This window comes from Pseudooceanicola sp. NS-SX8, assembly GCF_057380755.1.
Window position 1 is genome coordinate 4308825 of the sequence record NZ_CM170819.1, and the last position, 15570, is coordinate 4324394.

The following is a 15570-nucleotide window of genomic DNA, read 5'->3' on the forward strand; positions in this document are numbered from 1 at the left end:
ATGCCCACGTCCTCCCCCGTCGTCGCGCCAGAGTCCGACCCCGTGATCGAATTGAAGGGCGCCGCGCTGACGCTCGACGGCAATGCCGGACGTGTCGAAATCCTCCACGGCATCGACCTCTCCGTCGCGGCGGGGGAAACGCTGGGGCTCATCGGGCCTTCGGGATCGGGCAAGTCGTCGCTCCTCATGCTCATGGGCGGGCTGGAACGCGCCACCGGCGGCTCCGTCACGGTAATGGGGCAGGAGATCACGGCCCTGTCCGAAGACGCGCTGGCCCGCCTGCGCCGTCAACATATGGGGGTGGTGTTTCAAAGCTTCCACCTCATCCCCACCATGACCGCGCTGGAAAACGTCGCCACCCCGCTGGAACTGGCGGGCGCCCCCGATGCCTTCGACCGCGCGGCGGAAGAGCTGGAACGTGTCGGCCTCGCCCATCGCGGCGGGCACTACCCCTCGCAGATGTCGGGCGGCGAACAGCAGCGCGTGGCCCTGGCCCGCGCCGCAGCCCCGCGCCCCGCGATCCTGCTGGCCGATGAACCCACCGGCAACCTGGACGAGGCGAACGGCGCCGCCATCATGGACCTGCTCTTCGACCTGCGCGACCGCCACGGCTCCACCCTCGTCATGGTCACCCATGCGCCCGAGCTCGCGGCGCGCTGCGACCGGGTGCAGCCGCTGCGCGACGGGCGGCTCGCCCCTTCCGAAACGGCGGCCCATCCCGCATGACCTCTCTCTCCCTCGCCCTCCGCTTCGCCGCGCGCGAACTGCGCGGCGGCCTGCGCGGCTTCCGCCTGCTGATCGCCTGCCTGGCCCTCGGCGTTGCCGCCATCGCCGCCGTAGGCTCCGTCCGCGCCGCGATCGAGGCCGGGCTTGCCGCCGAAGGTGCCGCCATGCTGGGGGGCGATGCGGAAATCTCCCTCACCTACCGCTTCCCCACCGACGCGGAAGGTGACTGGATCGCCGCCCGCGCCGCCGCCACCTCCGAAATTGCCGAATTCCGTTCCATGGTGGGCACCTCCGACGACCGCGCCCTGACGCAGGTGAAGGCCGTGGACGCCGCCTATCCTCTGGTGGGCCGCGTCACCCTCGACCCGGCCCAGCCCCTGTCGCAGGCGCTGGCGGGCGCGGACGGCCTGCCCGGCACGGTCATGGCCCCCGCCCTCATCGCCCGGCTCGGCGTGCAGATCGGCCAGCAGGTCGAAATCGGCGGCACCCCCTTCCGCCTCATGGCCGCGATCACGAAGGAACCCGACGCCAACGCCTCCGGCTTCTCCCTCGGGCCGCGCACCATGGTCGCCCGCGCGGCGCTCGACGGCACGCCGCTCCTGGCCCCCGGCACGCTCTTCGACAGCCGCACCCGGCTGACCCTGCTGCCCGGCGCCGACCTCGCCACGCTGAAGTCCGAGGCCCAGGAACGCTTCGCCGACAGCGGGCTGCGCTGGCGCGATGCCCGCGACGGCGCGCCGGGGATCTCCAGCTTCGTCGAACGGCTCTCGGCCTTCCTCGTCCTCGTCGGGCTGGCGGGGCTGGCCGTGGGGGGCGTCGGCGTCTCCTCCGCCGTGCGCGCGCACCTCGGCGCCAAGATCGGCATCATCGCCACGCTGAAGACGCTGGGCGCCACGCGCCGGGTGATCTTCCTCACCTACTTCCTGCAGATCGGCGCCCTGGCCCTGCTGGGCATCGCCCTCGGCCTCGTCCTCGGCGCCGCCCTGCCGCTGCTGGCCGCCCCCTTCCTGGCGCAAAGCCTGCCGATCCCCGCGCTCTTCGGCCTCTACCCCGCGCCCCTGGCCCAGGCCGCGCTCTACGGCACGCTGACGGCCCTGCTCTTCACCCTCTGGCCGCTTGCCCGGGTGGAAGAGGTCCGCGCGGCCCAGCTCTTCCGTGGCGCGACCACCGCACCGGGCCGCCTGCCCCGCTGGCCCTTCCTGCTGGCCCTCGCCCTGCTGGCGGCCGCGCTCGCAGGCGCCGCCGCCGCCTTCTCGGGCGCCTGGGCGCTGACGCTCTGGGCCTTCGCGGGCATCCTCGGCGCGCTGATCCTGCTGGCCGCCTCCGCCACCCTGCTCCGCCGCGCCGCAGCCCCCCTTTCCCGCGCCGCCCGGGGCCGCCCCGCGCTCCGCTGGGCCGCCGCCGCCATCGCCGGACCGGGGACGGAAGCCCTGCCGGTGGTGCTCTCCCTCGGCCTCGGCCTCTCTGTCCTGGCCTCGGTGGGCCAGATCGACGGCAACCTGCGCGCCGCCATCGCCGACGAACTGCCCGACCGCGCCCCCGCCTTCTTCGCCCTCGACATCCAGCCCGACCAGGTCGCGCCCTTCCTCGCCCTGACCGAAGGCGACCCCGCCGTCACCCGCGTCGACCGCGCGCCCATGCTGCGCGGCGTCATCACCCGCATCAACGGCCAGCCCGCCCGCGAGGTCGCCGGCGATCACTGGGTCCTGCGCGGCGACCGCGGCGTCTCCTATGCCGATGCCCTGCCCGACAACACCACCGTCACCGCCGGCACCTGGTGGCCCGAAGGCTACACCGGCGCGCCCCAGGTCTCCGTCTCCGCCGAGGAAGGCGCCGAACTCGGCCTGCACCTGGGCGACACCCTCACCGTCAACATCCTCGGCCGCGACATAGAGGCAGAGGTGACCTCCTTCCGCGAGGTCGACTTCTCCTCCGCCGGCATGGGCTTCATCCTGTTGATGAACGCCGCCGCCCTGCAGGGCGCGCCCCACAGCTGGATCGCCACGGTCTACGCGCCCGAAGAGGCCGAACCGGCCCTGCTCCGCAGCCTCGCCCGCGACTTCCCCAACATCACCGCGATCTCGGTCCGCGATGCGGTCACGCTGGTCTCGGACCTGCTGGGCTCCATCGCCGCCGCGACCTCCTGGGGGGCGGCGGCCACGCTGGTCACGGGCTTCCTGGTGCTGATCGGCGCGGCGCTCTCGGGCGAACGCGCCCGCAGCTACGAAGCGGCGGTGCTGAAGACCCTGGGCGCCACGCGCGGCCAGATCCTGCGCAGCTTCGCGCTCCGTGCCGGCCTTCTGGGCGCGGGCGCCGGGCTGGTGGCGCTGCTGGCCGGGATCCTCGGCGCCTGGGCCATCTGCCACTTCCTGCTGGAAGCGGACTACCGCGTGATCTGGCCCAATGCCCTGGCCGTGGTGCTGGGCGGGCTGGCGCTGAACCTCGCGGCGGGGCTCGCCTTCGCCTGGCGCCCGCTCTCGGCCCGACCCGCCCGCATCCTGCGCGCCCGGGACTGACGCCGAAAGCCCCCTGTCCCTCGCGCGGGGCGCGCCTCGGGGCCGCCCCCGTTCCCCCCCCCGATCAGACCCGGGGGCATGAAACCACCCGTTAGCACTTCTCCCGGATCCTCCGCCCGAAACAGTGGAAGGACCGCAGATGATTCCCGCCTCGAACGACCCCAAGTGGAGCCGTGCCCTCACCGGCAACGCGACCCCGGCCAATGCCTCCCTCGGCACGCGCATGCTGCTGTCGCGGCTGCGCACCCAGGTGATGCTGGACCCCGGCAGCATGTCCAGGGCCATCGCCGAGCTGCGCGAATACTTCGCCCGCAATTCCGCCGCCCAGGCCGACCTCGCCCATATCTGACCGCCGGCCGCCCCCGGCCCCCGGCCCCAGTTCCAGTTCCTGCTCCTGCTCCGGTTTCAAGGCACCCGCTGCCGTTCGAAAGGAAGACCCGATGAAAAACGCCATGCTCACCCCCGAAGCCACGGCCGCGCTGATCCGCAGCGGTGCCACGCTCCTCATCGCGGGGGAGGAATCGCTGCTGCGCGCCCTGCCCGCCGGCAACTGGATCGGCGGCACCTCCGTCTACTTCCTGACCGAAGAGGGCGGCTGCCACGACACCGCCCGCCTGCACTGCACCCAGATCGAAGCGGCGACCGACAGCGTCATCCGCCACCTCGACACCGGCGCCCTGCAGACCCTGACCCAAGGCCGCTTCGACGGCGGCATGTCCCTGGTGCTGATCCCCGCCTTCTCCGAGGCGCACAGCCGCTTCGCGCTCGAAGCTCCGGCCTTCCCCGGCCTCTTCGAACAGCCGCTGATGGGCTGGATCACCGGCGTCGCCCTGGACGAGATCGGCACGAAACTCCCCGCCGTGATCGACGGCAGCACCGGCGCGCTCCATACCGAAGGCGCGGTGGTCATGCACCTCGAACTGCCCATGGACCGGCAGCCGGACATCGACATCCTCAACCTCTTCGAACAGGACATGGATCCGGCGCGGCACTTCACCTTCGACCAGACCGGCTTCACCGCCACCACGGCGACGGTGAACGGCCAGACCGTACGCCTGGCGGATTACATCGCGGAACAGGGGATCGACACGGCGCTGCCGCTGGTGGCCGATTACGCCGGCGCCATGGTCAACGTCTCCTTCCAGTCGGTCGATGCGGCCACGGGCGAAGTGCGCTTCTACGCCCCCGTCGTCTCCGGCGTCGACTACCGGCTGGCCAGACCCCTGCCCGACTATGCCGCCACCTTCGTGCAGCGCGCCTCGGGTGACGGCACCCGGCAGATGTCGTGCAACTGCATCCTGAACTACCTGCACGGCCAGCTCGAAGGAAAGACCACCGGAAGCTACACCGGCCCCGCCACCTTCGGGGAAATCGCCTACATGCTGCTGAACCAGACCATGGTGCGGGTGGACCTCAAGGCCGCCAGCACCTCCGCCGTCGCCTGACCGCGCGCAACCGCGGTCCCACTCACGGACGCGACAGCCCCCGCCCTCACCGGCGGGGGTTTTTCATGCCCACCGCCCGCAACGGGCCAAGGGAAGGGGGCTCCGCCCCCGCCTCCTTCGGAGACTCCCCCCGAAGTATTTCAGGCCCAGTGAAAGAGCGGGGCAGTGCCCGGCAAGGCGGCCGCCTTTCGCAAGAGGCGCGTGCCACGCGAGGGAAGGAGAAGGACGGCGCCCCGCCGGGTGCCCCTCCCGCTCTTTCACTGGGCCCAAAATACTCCCGCCGGAGGCGATCGGCCGTCAGGCCGACCCTTGATCCATCGACAGCGTACGCAGCCTTAACCCGACCGATCCGGGCCATGCCGCACCGCCGCGATACCGACGCAATACCGACGTGATACCGACGTTGCGAAAACGGCCCGAAACCCCTGTTAACCATGGGTCCGGGCCGCTGAGTCGCTGCACTGCAGTACCGACGTTGGAAACGGTGCGCTAACGCTTTCGTAGGGCGGGGTTAACCCCGCCTTCCCCACCTTCCCGCTCTCACCTCACTCCGCCGCTTCGGCGTAGTCCGACATCGGCGGGCAGGTGCAGGTCAGGTTGCGGTCGCCCCAGGCGTTGTCGACCCGGTTCACCGGCGGCCAGTACTTGTCCACCCGGAAGGCCCCCGGGGGGAAGCAGCCCTGTTCGCGGCCATAGGCGCGATCCCAATCCTCGGCCACCAGGTCCTCCACCGTGTGGGGGGCGAACTTCAGCGGCGCGGCATCGGGCGCCATCCGGCCTTCCTCCACCTCCGCGATCTCCGCCCGGATCGCCAGCATGGCATCGCAGAACCGGTCCAGCTCCGCCTTGGTCTCGCTCTCCGTCGGCTCCACCATCAGGGTGCCGGGGATCGGGAAGCTCATCGTCGGTGCATGGAAACCGCAGTCGATCAGCCGCTTGGCGATATCGTCCACCGTGATCCCCGCCGACTTCTCGAAGGGCCGGGTGTCGAGGATGCATTCATGCGCCACCCGCCCCGTCGGCCCCTTGTAAAGCACGTCATAGGCCCCCTTCAGCCGCGCCGCGATGTAGTTGGCATTCAGGATCGCCACCCGGGTCGCCTGGGTCAGGCCCTCGCCGCCCATCAGCAGGCAATAGGCCCAGCTGATCGGCAGGATGGAGGGCGACCCGTAGGGCGCCGCCGACACGGCCCCGGTGGTGCCATCGGCCACATGGCCCGGCAGGTGCTCCGCCAGGTGGGCGCCGACGCCGATGGGGCCCATGCCGGGGCCGCCGCCGCCATGCGGAATGCAGAAGGTCTTGTGCAGGTTCAGGTGGCTGACATCGCCGCCCAGGTCGCCGGGCCGCGCCAGGCCGACCATGGCATTCATGTTGGCACCGTCGATGTAGACCTGCCCGCCGTGATCATGGGTGATCTTGCAGACCTCGCGCACCGTCTCTTCGAACACCCCGTGGGTGGAGGGATAGGTGATCATGCAGGCCGCCAGGTCGTCGGCGTATTTCTGAGCCTTTTCAAGGAAGTCGCCCAGGTCGATATCGCCGTTTTCCCGCGCCTTCACCGGCACCACCTTCCAGCCCGCCATCTGGGCAGAGGCCGGGTTGGTGCCATGGGCAGAGGTCGGGATGAGGCAGATGTTGCGATGCCCCTCGCCTCGGGCCGCGTGATAGCGACGAATGGTCAGCAAGCCCGCATATTCCCCCTGCGCGCCCGAATTCGGCTGCATGGAAAACGCGGCATAGCCCGTCACGTCGCACAGTTTCGCGGACAGATCCTCGATCAGCTGGGCATAGCCCGCCGCCTGTTCCTTCGGCGCGAAGGGATGCAGCGCGCTGAACTCCGGCCAGCTGATCGGCTCCATCTCGACGGCGGCGTTCAGTTTCATCGTGCAGGACCCCAGCGGGATCATCGCCCGGTCCAGCGCCAGGTCGCGGTCGGCGAGGCGGCGCATGTAGCGCGTCATCTCGGTCTCGGCCCGGTTCATGTGGAAGATCTCATGCTCCAGGTACGTGGTTTCGCGCACGAAACCATCGGGGATGCGGTACTCGTAGGGCGGGATTTCATCCCGCCGCGCGATCCCGAAGGCCCGCCAGACCGCATCGATGGTCTCCTGCCGGGTGCATTCATCCAGCGCGATGCCGACCTTCGTCTCGCCCACGGCGCGCAGGTTCAGCCCCTCGTCGCGGGCCGATTTCAGCACCGCCGCCTGCAGCGCGCCGACCTCCACATGGATGGTGTCGAAGAAGGCCTCGGGGCCGACCTCGAAGCCCGCCTGCTCGAAACCCTTCGCCAGGCGCACGGTCTTGCGGTGGATGCGCTGCGCGATGCCCTTCAGCCCGTCGGGGCCATGGAACACCGCGTACATCGAGGCCATGACGGCCAGCAGCGCCTGCGCCGTGCAGACGTTGCTGGTGGCCTTCTCGCGGCGGATGTGCTGTTCGCGGGTCTGCAGCGCCAGCCGGTAGGCGCGGTTGCCCCGCGCGTCGATGCTGACGCCCACGATCCGGCCCGGCATGGACCGCTTGTAGGCATCGCGGCAAGCCATGTAGGCCGCATGCGGGCCGCCGTACCCCAGCGGCACGCCGAAGCGCTGCGTGCTGCCCACGGCGATATCCGCGCCCATGGCACCCGGCTCCTTCAGCAGGCACAGCGCCATGATGTCGGCAATCACCACGCCCACGGCCTTGGCAGCATGCAGGGCCTCCATCTGCGCGGTGAAATCGGTCAGCCCGCCATGGGTGCCCGGGTACTGGAACACGGCGCCGAAGACCGCCCCGGCGTCCAGATCCTCGGGCGCGCCGGTGATGATCTCGATCCCCAGCGGCTCGGCCCGGGTGCGGATGACGTCGATATTCTGCGGGTGGCAGTTCTCATCGACGAAGAAGGCCTTCGCCTTCGACTTGGCGACCCGCTGCGCCATGGTCATCGCCTCGGCCGCCGCCGTCGCCTCGTCCAGCAGGCTGGCGTTGGCAATGTCGAGGCCGGTCAGGTCGCTCACCATGGTCTGGTAGTTCAGCAGCGCTTCCAGCCGGCCCTGGCTGATCTCGGGCTGGTAGGGGGTGTAGGCCGTGTACCAGGCGGGATTTTCCAGGATGTTGCGCTTGATCGCCGGGGGCGTGATCGTATCCGCATAGCCCTGCCCGATGAGCGAGGTGAAGACCTGGTTCTTCGCCGAAACCCCGCGCAGGAACTTCAGCAGGTCCGCTTCCGACAGCGCCGGGCCGAAGGACAGCGGATCGTCCTGCCGGATGCCCTTGGGCACGGTCTGATCGATCAGCGCCTCCAGGCTCTCGGCGCCGGTGACGGCCAGCATCTCCTCCATCTCCTTCGGAGAGGGGCCGATGTGGCGGCGGTTGGCGAAATCATAGGGGCGGTAATCGGTAGGCGTGAAGGGCAAGACGATTTCCTCGTTATCCGGCGGCCAGGGGCACGCCACGTCAGGATTTATTGCGCAGCTGCAAGGTGTTGCATAACGTTCAGCAGACGTCCGCCGGGATCGCGCAGCATGACGCGACGCACGCCCCAGGGTTCATCCACGGGACCGTATTCCAGCGGGATCGACTTCAGCCGGGCACGGGCGATCACCGGATCAAGGCTCTCCACCTCGATCGACAGATGCGGCACCGGCGTGCCGCTGCCCCCGTCAGAGGCCAGCGACAGCTGCACGGGCTGGGTCCCCTCGCCCCCCAGGAAGGTGATGAACCCCATGTCCATCACCACCTCGAGGCCGAAGAGGTCCTGGTAGAACGGCTGCAGGTCCATCGGGTCCGCAGCGGCAAGGTTTGCAACGATGCGGCGGACCCGGGTCATCGGATCAGCCGATGTAGGCGAGGTAGGCGGCCTCGTCCATGTACTCGTCCATCTGGGACGGGTCGGACGGGCGGATCTTGAAGAACCAGGCCTCGCCCGCCGGATCCTCGCCCACCTTGCCCGGATCGTCGACCAGCGGCTCGTTGACCTCGACGATCTCGCCGTCGATGGGCGCCAGGATGTCCGAGGCGGCCTTGACGCTTTCGATCACGACCACTTCGTCGTCCTTGTTCACCTGGGTGCCGACCTCGGGCAGTTCGACAAAGACGATGTCGCCCAGCTGTTCGGCGGCATGTTCGGTGATGCCCACGACGATCAGGTCATCTTCGGGGCGCAGCCATTCGTGTTCTTCGGTGAATTTCATGTGCTGGATTCCTTCGGGTCAGCGTTTGAAGTTGGCGGGAAGGAAAGGCAGGCTGGCCACCTTCAAAGGTTGGAGACGCCCCCGCAAGGCCCCCTCCACCATAGTGCCCGGGGCCGCCAGGGCCGCGGGCAGATATCCCATGGAAACAGGCGCCTGGACCGAGGGGCCGAAGGCGCCGGAGGTGATCGTGCCCACCTCCTCGCCGCCCGCGTGCAGGGTCACGCCCTCGCGCATGGGCGCGCGGCCCTCGGGCGAGAGCCCCACGCGCAGACGCGCCGGGCCGGTTTCCAGTTCTTCCAGGATGCGTTCGGCCCCGGGGAAGCCGCCGGCGCGGTCGCCCCCCGCCCGGCGGGCCTTCTGGATCGACCACTGCAGCGCGGCTTCGACCGGGCTGGTGGTCTCGTCGATGTCGTGCCCGTAAAGGCACAGCCCCGCTTCCAGCCGCAGGCTGTCCCGCGCGCCCAGCCCGATGGGCAGCACGGCGTCATCCGCCAGCAGCGCCCGCGCCACGGCCTCGGCCGCCTCGTTCGGGATGGAAATCTCGAACCCGTCCTCGCCGGTGTAGCCGGAGCGCGAAATCCAGCACTCCGCCCCTTCCAGCGTGACGTAGCCCACGTCCATGAAGCGCATTTCGGCAACCTTCGGCGCCAGTTTCGCCAGCGCGGCTTCTGCCCCGGGGCCCTGCAGCGCCAGCAGGCAGCGGTCGGTGATCTCCTCCACCTCGATACCCGGCAGGTTCGCGCGCATATGGGCGATGTCGGCGGCCTTGCAGGCGGCGTTGACGACGACGAACAGGTGATCGCCCCGGTTGGCGAACATCAGGTCATCCAGGATGCCCCCCGCCGCATTGGTCAGCAGGCCATAACGCTGGCGGCCTTCCTTCAGGCCCAGCACGGCGGCGGGCGTCAGGCTCTCGAAAGCTTCCGACAGGGTGGCGATATCGGCCCCCTTCAGGATCACCTGCCCCATGTGGCTGACGTCGAAGAGGCCGGCGGCGGCCCGGGTGTGCAGATGTTCCTTCATCACGCCGGCGGCATATTGCACCGGCATGGAATAGCCCGCAAAGGGCACCATCTTGCCGCCCAGCTCACCATGAAGCCCGGCCAGCGGCAGATCGAAAAGGTCTTCGGTGGTCGTCACGTCGGCGGCCATCCCTTACTCCCTGGTCTCCTCCCGGGCGGGACGCGCCGGGACATCACGCGCGGGGTTGCCCGCGCCTTGATGCCCCCTCTGTTCTGCTGCCTGAGATCGCTATCCCTTCGGCGGGCCCGCGCGGGGCCACTCTCCAGAGTTTAGATGTCGGGCGGTCCTGAAGCCTGAGAGTTTCCGGGGCGGTTGCTCCTTCGGCACTGGCGCGAAACCAGTTCTCCCGTTCCGACGAATCCCGGATACAGGCAAAGCCGCGCGTCGCGCAAGCCCCCGAAAGCGTCGATTTCCGACCGCCCCGGGAAATGCCGCGAAAAGCCGCGGAAACTCAGGCCGGGCAGGCGATCGGGGTCAGAAGTTTGGCAAGTCCCGGGTTTTCGCAGACCAGCTCGTTCAGCGTGACCTCGTCCAGGGAATGATAGAACGCCTCGGTCGCCCGTTCGATCGCCTCGCGCAGACGGCAGGAATTGACCAGCGGGCAGGTGTTCACCTCATCCGCGAAGCATTCCGCGATCGGCACCGGCCCCTCGACCGCGCGGAAGACGTCGCCCACGCGGATCTCCGTCGGCGGATGGCCCAGGGTCATGCCGCCGTTGCGGCCCCGCTGGGTCATCAGGAAGCCCAGCTGGCCCAGCCGGTTGATCACCTGCGCCAGGTGGTTTTCCGAAATGTTGCAGGCCTCGGCGATCTCGGCCTTGGTGACGAGCCGCCCCTTGTTCACCGCGCAGTACATCAGCACCCGCATGGAAATGTTGGTCCGTTTCGTAAGCCGCATGTTCCGCCCTCTCACCTGGGTTTCGGGGCTCTCCCCTCGCACAACAACCAGACGGCAGCCGTACCTGCGGCGCCGCATGTCCCGCGCAGCTTGGATCACCTCCCTGCAAGGTGTATTTGACCCACATCAAAGGGAGCCGGAATTCCTCATGAAAGACCCGTTTTTCTTCGGTTATGGCAGCCTGGTGAACCGCAGGACCCATGGCTATGGCCAGATCCGCCACGCCACGGCGCGCGGCTGGCGCCGCACCTGGCGGCACACCGCGCATCGTGACATCGCCATCCTGACGGCCGAACCCGCGCCGGGGGTGGAAATCGCGGGCCTCATGGCCTCGGTGCCCGGGGCCGACTGGGCCGCGCTGGATGCACGCGAAGCCTTCTACGACCGCGTCCCCTGCGCCCCCGACCTCGGCCTGGGCGACAGCGGGCTCGACATCGCGATCTACACGATCCCGGCCACGAAACACCCCGCCGCCACGGCCCCCTGCCACATCCTGCTGTCCTACCTCGACGTGGTGGTGCAGGGCTACCTGGATGAATTCGGGCCCGAGGGCGTCTCCGCCTTCTTCGCCACCACGACGGGCTGGGACACGCCGGTCCTCGATGATCGCGCGGCCCCGCTCTACCCCCGGGCGCAGAGCCTCTCCGCCACCGAAACCGCGCTGGTCGACGATCACCTGGCCCGGCTGGGCGCGCACCGCCGCCCCGCCTGACCTGTCCCCTACAGGTGGCTGGCCATCTGGTTGCGCCGGACGTAGCGGATGACCTCCAGCACGATGGCGGAAATCATGCCGATGTTGAGGAACCCGTTCACCGCCGTCATGCCCCCCAGGATCCGCCACCGCTCCGGCGCCAGCAGGTCGCCGAAACCCAGCGTGGTAAAGCTTTCCAGCGCGAAGTAGAGCGATTCCTCCAGCCCGTCGAAGACGCCCAGCCACAGGAAGGCCAGGGCCCAGATCCAGACGCTGATGGTGATCATGCCCAGGGCACCCACCACGGTGGACACCAGCACCAGCGCCAGCTTCGGCCGGTGGGGCGGGCGCATCAGCCAGCGGTGCGACCGCGCCACCAGCGCCTCCAGCACGACGAAGATCATCGCCGAAACCAGGACGGAAATGATCACCAGGACCGATCCGATCCAGATCTGGTGAAACAGCGATGCCATTGTCGTCGCGCGCCCCCTAAGTGCCCAACCTCCCCAAATGCCCGGCCTAAAGCGCCTGCCGTCCGCCGATCCAGACCGCCTGCACCGCCCGGTCATCGCCCATCATGATGGTGGGGAAGACCGCCTCCCAGATATCGCCCGCCAGCGCGCTGCGCTGCGCGATCGCCGGGGTGGAAGCGAGGTCCAGCACCACCACGTCCGCCTCGGACCCGGGCGCCAGGGTGCCGATCCGGTCGGTCAGCCCAAGAGCATCCGCCGACCCGGCCGTCGCCAGCCACAAAAGCTGCGCCGGATGCAGCGGATTGTGCCGCAGCTGGCCGATTTCATAGGCCGCCGCCATGGTCCGCAGCATAGAGAAATCCGACCCCCCGCCGGTGTCCGTGGCCAGGCCCACCCGGATGCCCGCGCCCTTCATGCCCGCCATGTCGAACAGGCCCGACCCGATGAAGGTGTTCGACGTCGGGCAATGCACCACCGCCGCGCCGACCTCGGCCAGCCGGTCGACCTCCCTCGGTTCCATGTGGATCGCGTGGCCGTAGAGGCCGCCCGCCCCCAGCAGCCCGTACCGCTCGTAGGTGTCCAGGTAATCCCGCGCCTCGGGGTAAAGGCCCTTCACCCAGGCGATCTCGTCCACCTGCTCGCTCAGGTGGGTCTGCATCAGGCACTCCGGATGCTCGGACCAGAGCGCGCCCAGGGCCTCCATCTGTTCCACCGTCGAGGTGGGGGAGAAGCGCGGCGTGATCGCATAGCCGATCCGCCCCTGCCCGTGCCATTTCTCCAGCAGGGCCTTGGACAGGTCATAGGCGCTCTTCGCGTCGTCGCGCAGCCCGTCGGGGGCGTTGCGGTCCATGCAAGTCTTGCCCGCCACCACCCGCTGCCCACGCTTCGCCGCCTCGGCAAAGAAGGCCTCCACGCTGCCCGGATGCACGGTGCAGAAACTCACGATCGAGGTGGTGCCATTGGCCGTGGTCAGGTCCAGGTAGCGCGCCGCGATCTCCGCCGCGTAGTCGGTGCTGGCGAATTTCATCTCCTCGGGGAAGGTATAGCTGTTCAGCCAGTCGATCAGCCGCTTGCCCCAGCTGGCGATCATCGCGGTCTGCGGATAATGCGCATGGGCGTCGATGAAGCCCGGCAGGATCAGGCCCTGGCCATAATCCGTCACCACCGCCTGCGGATGCGCCGCCTTCAGCGCCTCTGCCGTGCCCCGCGCCGCGATCTTGCCGTCGCGCAGCAGCAGCGCACCATGCTCCTCCACCAGGACGCATTCGTCCCAGGGCCGCACGAAGGGATCTCCGGTGAAATCCAGCAGACGTCCCGTCAGCAGCTGATCCTCGGCCATTGCGCCCCTTCCTTTGCACAGCGCCGCGCAGCCCGCGGCCATGGGGCAGACTATCTGCCCGATCCGCACCGGTAAACTGTGCCTCTGCCATTGTTCTCCGGCCGCCGCGTCACATATGGTCAGCACGAACGACAAGGGGCGGGCCCATGACCGAGATCGAGCAGGAAATCGACCACGAAACCCTCCCCGAGGAGCAGGAGGATTACACCCTGGACCGCAAGACGGTCTCGGCGATTCTCTTTGCCGTCGATACCGGCGACCGCGACCAGCTGGTCGAACTGATGGAACCGCTGCACGCCGCCGACATCGCCGACGTGCTGGAACAGATCAATTCCTACGACCGCCGCCGCCTGATCGAACTCTACGGCCGCGAATTCGACGGGGAAATCCTCTCGGAACTGCACGACAGCATCCGGGAGGAGGTCATCCACCTGCTGACGCCCGACGTGCTGAAGGAAGCCGTGCGGGAACTCGATTCGGACGATGTCGTCGACCTCGTCGAATACCTGGAGGAACCGCAGCAGCAGGAAATCCTCGAAGCGCTGGAAATCTCCGACCGGGTCGCGGTCGAACAGGCCCTCACCTACCCAGAGGAATCCGCCGGCCGCCTGATGCAGCGGGAGGTCGTGGCCGTGCCCGAATTCTGGAGCGTCGGCCAGGCCATCGACATGATGCGCGAACGCGAGGACCTGCCGGAACAGTTCTACCACGTCATCCTGGTGGATCCGAAGATGCGCCCCGCGGCCCATGTCACCCTGGGAAAGCTCATGGCTTCCCCCCGCCGCACCCCGCTGTCGGAGATCACCGAACCCGGCTTCCGCACCTTCTCCGCCCAGCAGGACGAAGGCGACGTGGCCTATGCCTTCAACCAGTACCACATCATCTCCGCCCCGGTGGTGGACGATGACGACCGGCTGGTCGGCGTGATCACCATCGACGACGCGATGATCGTGCTGGACGAGGAACACGAGGAAGACATCCTGCGCCTGGCCGGTGTGGGCGAAGGCTCGCTCAACGACCGGGTGACCGAAACGGTGAAACAGCGCCTGCCCTGGCTGGCGGTGAACCTGGGCACGGCGGTGCTGGCCTCCCTGGTGATCTCGCTCTTCGAAGACACCATCGCGCAGTTCGTGGCCCTGGCCGTCCTGATGCCCATCGTCGCCTCCATGGGCGGCAACGCCGGCACCCAGGCCCTGACGGTCGCGGTGCGCGCCATCGCCACCAAGGACCTTACCGGCTCCAACGTCTGGCGGGTGCTCAGACGCGAAATCATGGTGGGCTTCGTCAACGGGCTGGCCTTTGCCGTGATCATGGGGATCGTCGGGCTGGTCTGGTTCGGCAGCCCCGCGCTCGGCCTCGTGATCGCGGCGGCCATGGTGATCAACCTCGTGGTGGCAGGGCTCGCCGGCATCGCGGTACCCGTCGTGCTCGACCGGCTGAAGATCGACCCGGCGCTGGCCTCCGGCACCTTCGTGACCACGGTGACCGACGTTGTGGGCTTCTTCGCCTTCCTCGGCCTCGCCGGGGCGGTGCTGCTGTGACGGCCGAAGCGCTGGCCGCCGCCAAGGCGCAGGCGCGCAGGGCGGCCTTTGCCCGCCGCAAGGCGGCGCACGAGACCCACGACCCCGGCCGCGCCGGCCTGCTGTCCTCGGTGCTGGCGGGCTATCGCGGCGTGCCGCTGGCAGGCTACTGGCCCATCCATTCCGAGATCCCGCCCACCCCCGCGATGGAGGAAGCCGCGGCCCATGGCCCCGTCGGTCTGCCCGTGATCACCGGCAAGGGCGAACCCCTGCGCTTTGCCCGCTGGGACCCTGACACCGAAATGACCGAGGGCCCCTTCGGCGCCGCCGTGCCCGCCCGGCTGGACTGGATGACCCCGGAAATCCTGATCGTGCCGCTGGTGGCCTTCGACCGCGCGGGCACCCGTCTGGGCTATGGCGGCGGCTTCTACGACCGCACCCTGGCCCAGCTGCGCGCGGCCCGCGCCACCCTGGCCATCGGCTTCGCCTATGCCGCGCAGGAGGCCGAAAGCCTGCCGCGCGAAGACACCGACCAGCCCCTCGACATGATCGTGACCGAGGCCGAGATCCTGACCTTCACCGCCTGATCCCTGCGGCAACGGCAGGGGGGGCTTTGCCCCCCGCTTCGCTCCCCCCAGGATATTTCTGGCCAATAAATGGAAGCAAGGGGGACAGCGCCTTTCCGGGTGCCGGACTTTGGCCGTGAGAGCGTCCAAGCTCTCCATGGCAAAAGGAGGGAGCCTTCCCGGGCACCCTCCCCCATGCTT

Annotated in this window: 14 protein-coding genes and 2 riboswitches; of the genes, 7 read left to right on the top strand and 7 right to left on the bottom strand. The window is 68.9% G+C overall.

Features of this window, described 5'->3' with window-relative positions:
- The 4 genes from AC2IR1_RS19730 to AC2IR1_RS19745 all read left to right on the top strand — a co-directional run bounded on the left by AC2IR1_RS19730 (position 1) and on the right by AC2IR1_RS19745 (position 4687).
- On the top strand, positions 1-726 hold the full coding sequence (locus AC2IR1_RS19730) for an ABC transporter ATP-binding protein (RefSeq protein ID WP_486473684.1): 726 nt from the start codon (positions 1-3) through the stop codon (positions 724-726).
- A complete protein-coding gene (locus AC2IR1_RS19735; protein ID WP_486473685.1) occupies positions 723-3242 on the top strand; it encodes an ABC transporter permease in 2520 nt (839 codons plus the stop codon). The genes AC2IR1_RS19730 and AC2IR1_RS19735 overlap by 4 nt, the downstream gene beginning before the upstream one ends.
- Positions 3243-3381: 139 nt before the next feature.
- Positions 3382-3591, top strand: coding sequence for a hypothetical protein (locus tag AC2IR1_RS19740; RefSeq protein WP_486473686.1), 210 nt, complete (start codon positions 3382-3384; stop codon positions 3589-3591).
- Between the two features lie 91 nt (positions 3592-3682).
- Positions 3683-4687, top strand: a complete 1005-nt coding sequence (locus tag AC2IR1_RS19745) for a DUF6976 family protein (RefSeq protein ID WP_486473687.1) — start codon at positions 3683-3685, stop codon at positions 4685-4687.
- Positions 4688-5232: 545 nt separating this feature from the next.
- Here AC2IR1_RS19745 and gcvP read toward each other — a convergent pair.
- From gcvP to AC2IR1_RS19770, 5 genes are all read right to left on the bottom strand, one after another.
- The gene (gene gcvP / locus AC2IR1_RS19750) at positions 5233-8082 is read right to left on the bottom strand and encodes an aminomethyl-transferring glycine dehydrogenase (protein ID WP_486473688.1); all 2850 of its coding nucleotides are present in this window, start codon (positions 8080-8082) and stop codon (positions 5233-5235) included.
- 47 nt (positions 8083-8129) lie between these two features.
- Positions 8130-8495: a VOC family protein gene (locus tag AC2IR1_RS19755; protein WP_486473689.1), complete on the bottom strand. Its 366-nt coding sequence runs from the start codon at positions 8493-8495 to the stop codon at positions 8130-8132.
- Positions 8496-8499: 4 nt separating this feature from the next.
- Positions 8500-8859: a glycine cleavage system protein GcvH gene (gcvH, locus tag AC2IR1_RS19760; RefSeq protein ID WP_486473690.1), complete on the bottom strand. Its 360-nt coding sequence runs from the start codon at positions 8857-8859 to the stop codon at positions 8500-8502.
- An 18-nt stretch (positions 8860-8877) separates the two neighbouring features.
- Positions 8878-10011, bottom strand: a complete 1134-nt coding sequence (gene gcvT / locus AC2IR1_RS19765) for a glycine cleavage system aminomethyltransferase GcvT (protein WP_486473691.1) — start codon at positions 10009-10011, stop codon at positions 8878-8880.
- A 76-nt stretch (positions 10012-10087) separates the two neighbouring features.
- Positions 10088-10150, bottom strand: a riboswitch (glycine riboswitch).
- A gap of 3 nt (positions 10151-10153) precedes the next feature.
- A riboswitch (glycine riboswitch) is annotated at positions 10154-10242 on the bottom strand.
- A 91-nt stretch (positions 10243-10333) separates the two neighbouring features.
- A complete protein-coding gene (locus AC2IR1_RS19770; protein WP_486473692.1) occupies positions 10334-10780 on the bottom strand; it encodes an RrF2 family transcriptional regulator in 447 nt (148 codons plus the stop codon).
- Between the two features lie 148 nt (positions 10781-10928).
- Between AC2IR1_RS19770 and AC2IR1_RS19775 the strand changes: the two genes are divergently transcribed.
- The gene (locus AC2IR1_RS19775) at positions 10929-11492 is read left to right on the top strand and encodes a gamma-glutamylcyclotransferase family protein (protein WP_486473693.1); all 564 of its coding nucleotides are present in this window, start codon (positions 10929-10931) and stop codon (positions 11490-11492) included.
- A gap of 8 nt (positions 11493-11500) precedes the next feature.
- On the opposite strand, the gene AC2IR1_RS19780 is transcribed toward AC2IR1_RS19775, so the two are convergent.
- Positions 11501-11944, bottom strand: coding sequence for an ion channel (locus AC2IR1_RS19780; protein ID WP_486473694.1), 444 nt, complete (start codon positions 11942-11944; stop codon positions 11501-11503).
- A 46-nt stretch (positions 11945-11990) separates the two neighbouring features.
- Entirely contained in the window at positions 11991-13283 is a 1293-nt protein-coding gene (gene guaD / locus AC2IR1_RS19785; protein ID WP_486473695.1) for a guanine deaminase, read from the bottom strand.
- Positions 13284-13429: 146 nt separating this feature from the next.
- On the opposite strand from guaD, the gene mgtE reads away from it, so the two are divergent.
- Together mgtE and AC2IR1_RS19795 are read left to right on the top strand one after the other, a co-directional pair.
- Positions 13430-14824: a magnesium transporter gene (gene mgtE, locus AC2IR1_RS19790; protein ID WP_486473696.1), complete on the top strand. Its 1395-nt coding sequence runs from the start codon at positions 13430-13432 to the stop codon at positions 14822-14824.
- On the top strand, positions 14821-15390 hold the full coding sequence (locus AC2IR1_RS19795; protein WP_486473697.1) for a 5-formyltetrahydrofolate cyclo-ligase: 570 nt from the start codon (positions 14821-14823) through the stop codon (positions 15388-15390). Before mgtE ends, AC2IR1_RS19795 begins: the two co-directional genes overlap by 4 nt.
- Positions 15391-15570 lie beyond the last annotated feature (180 nt).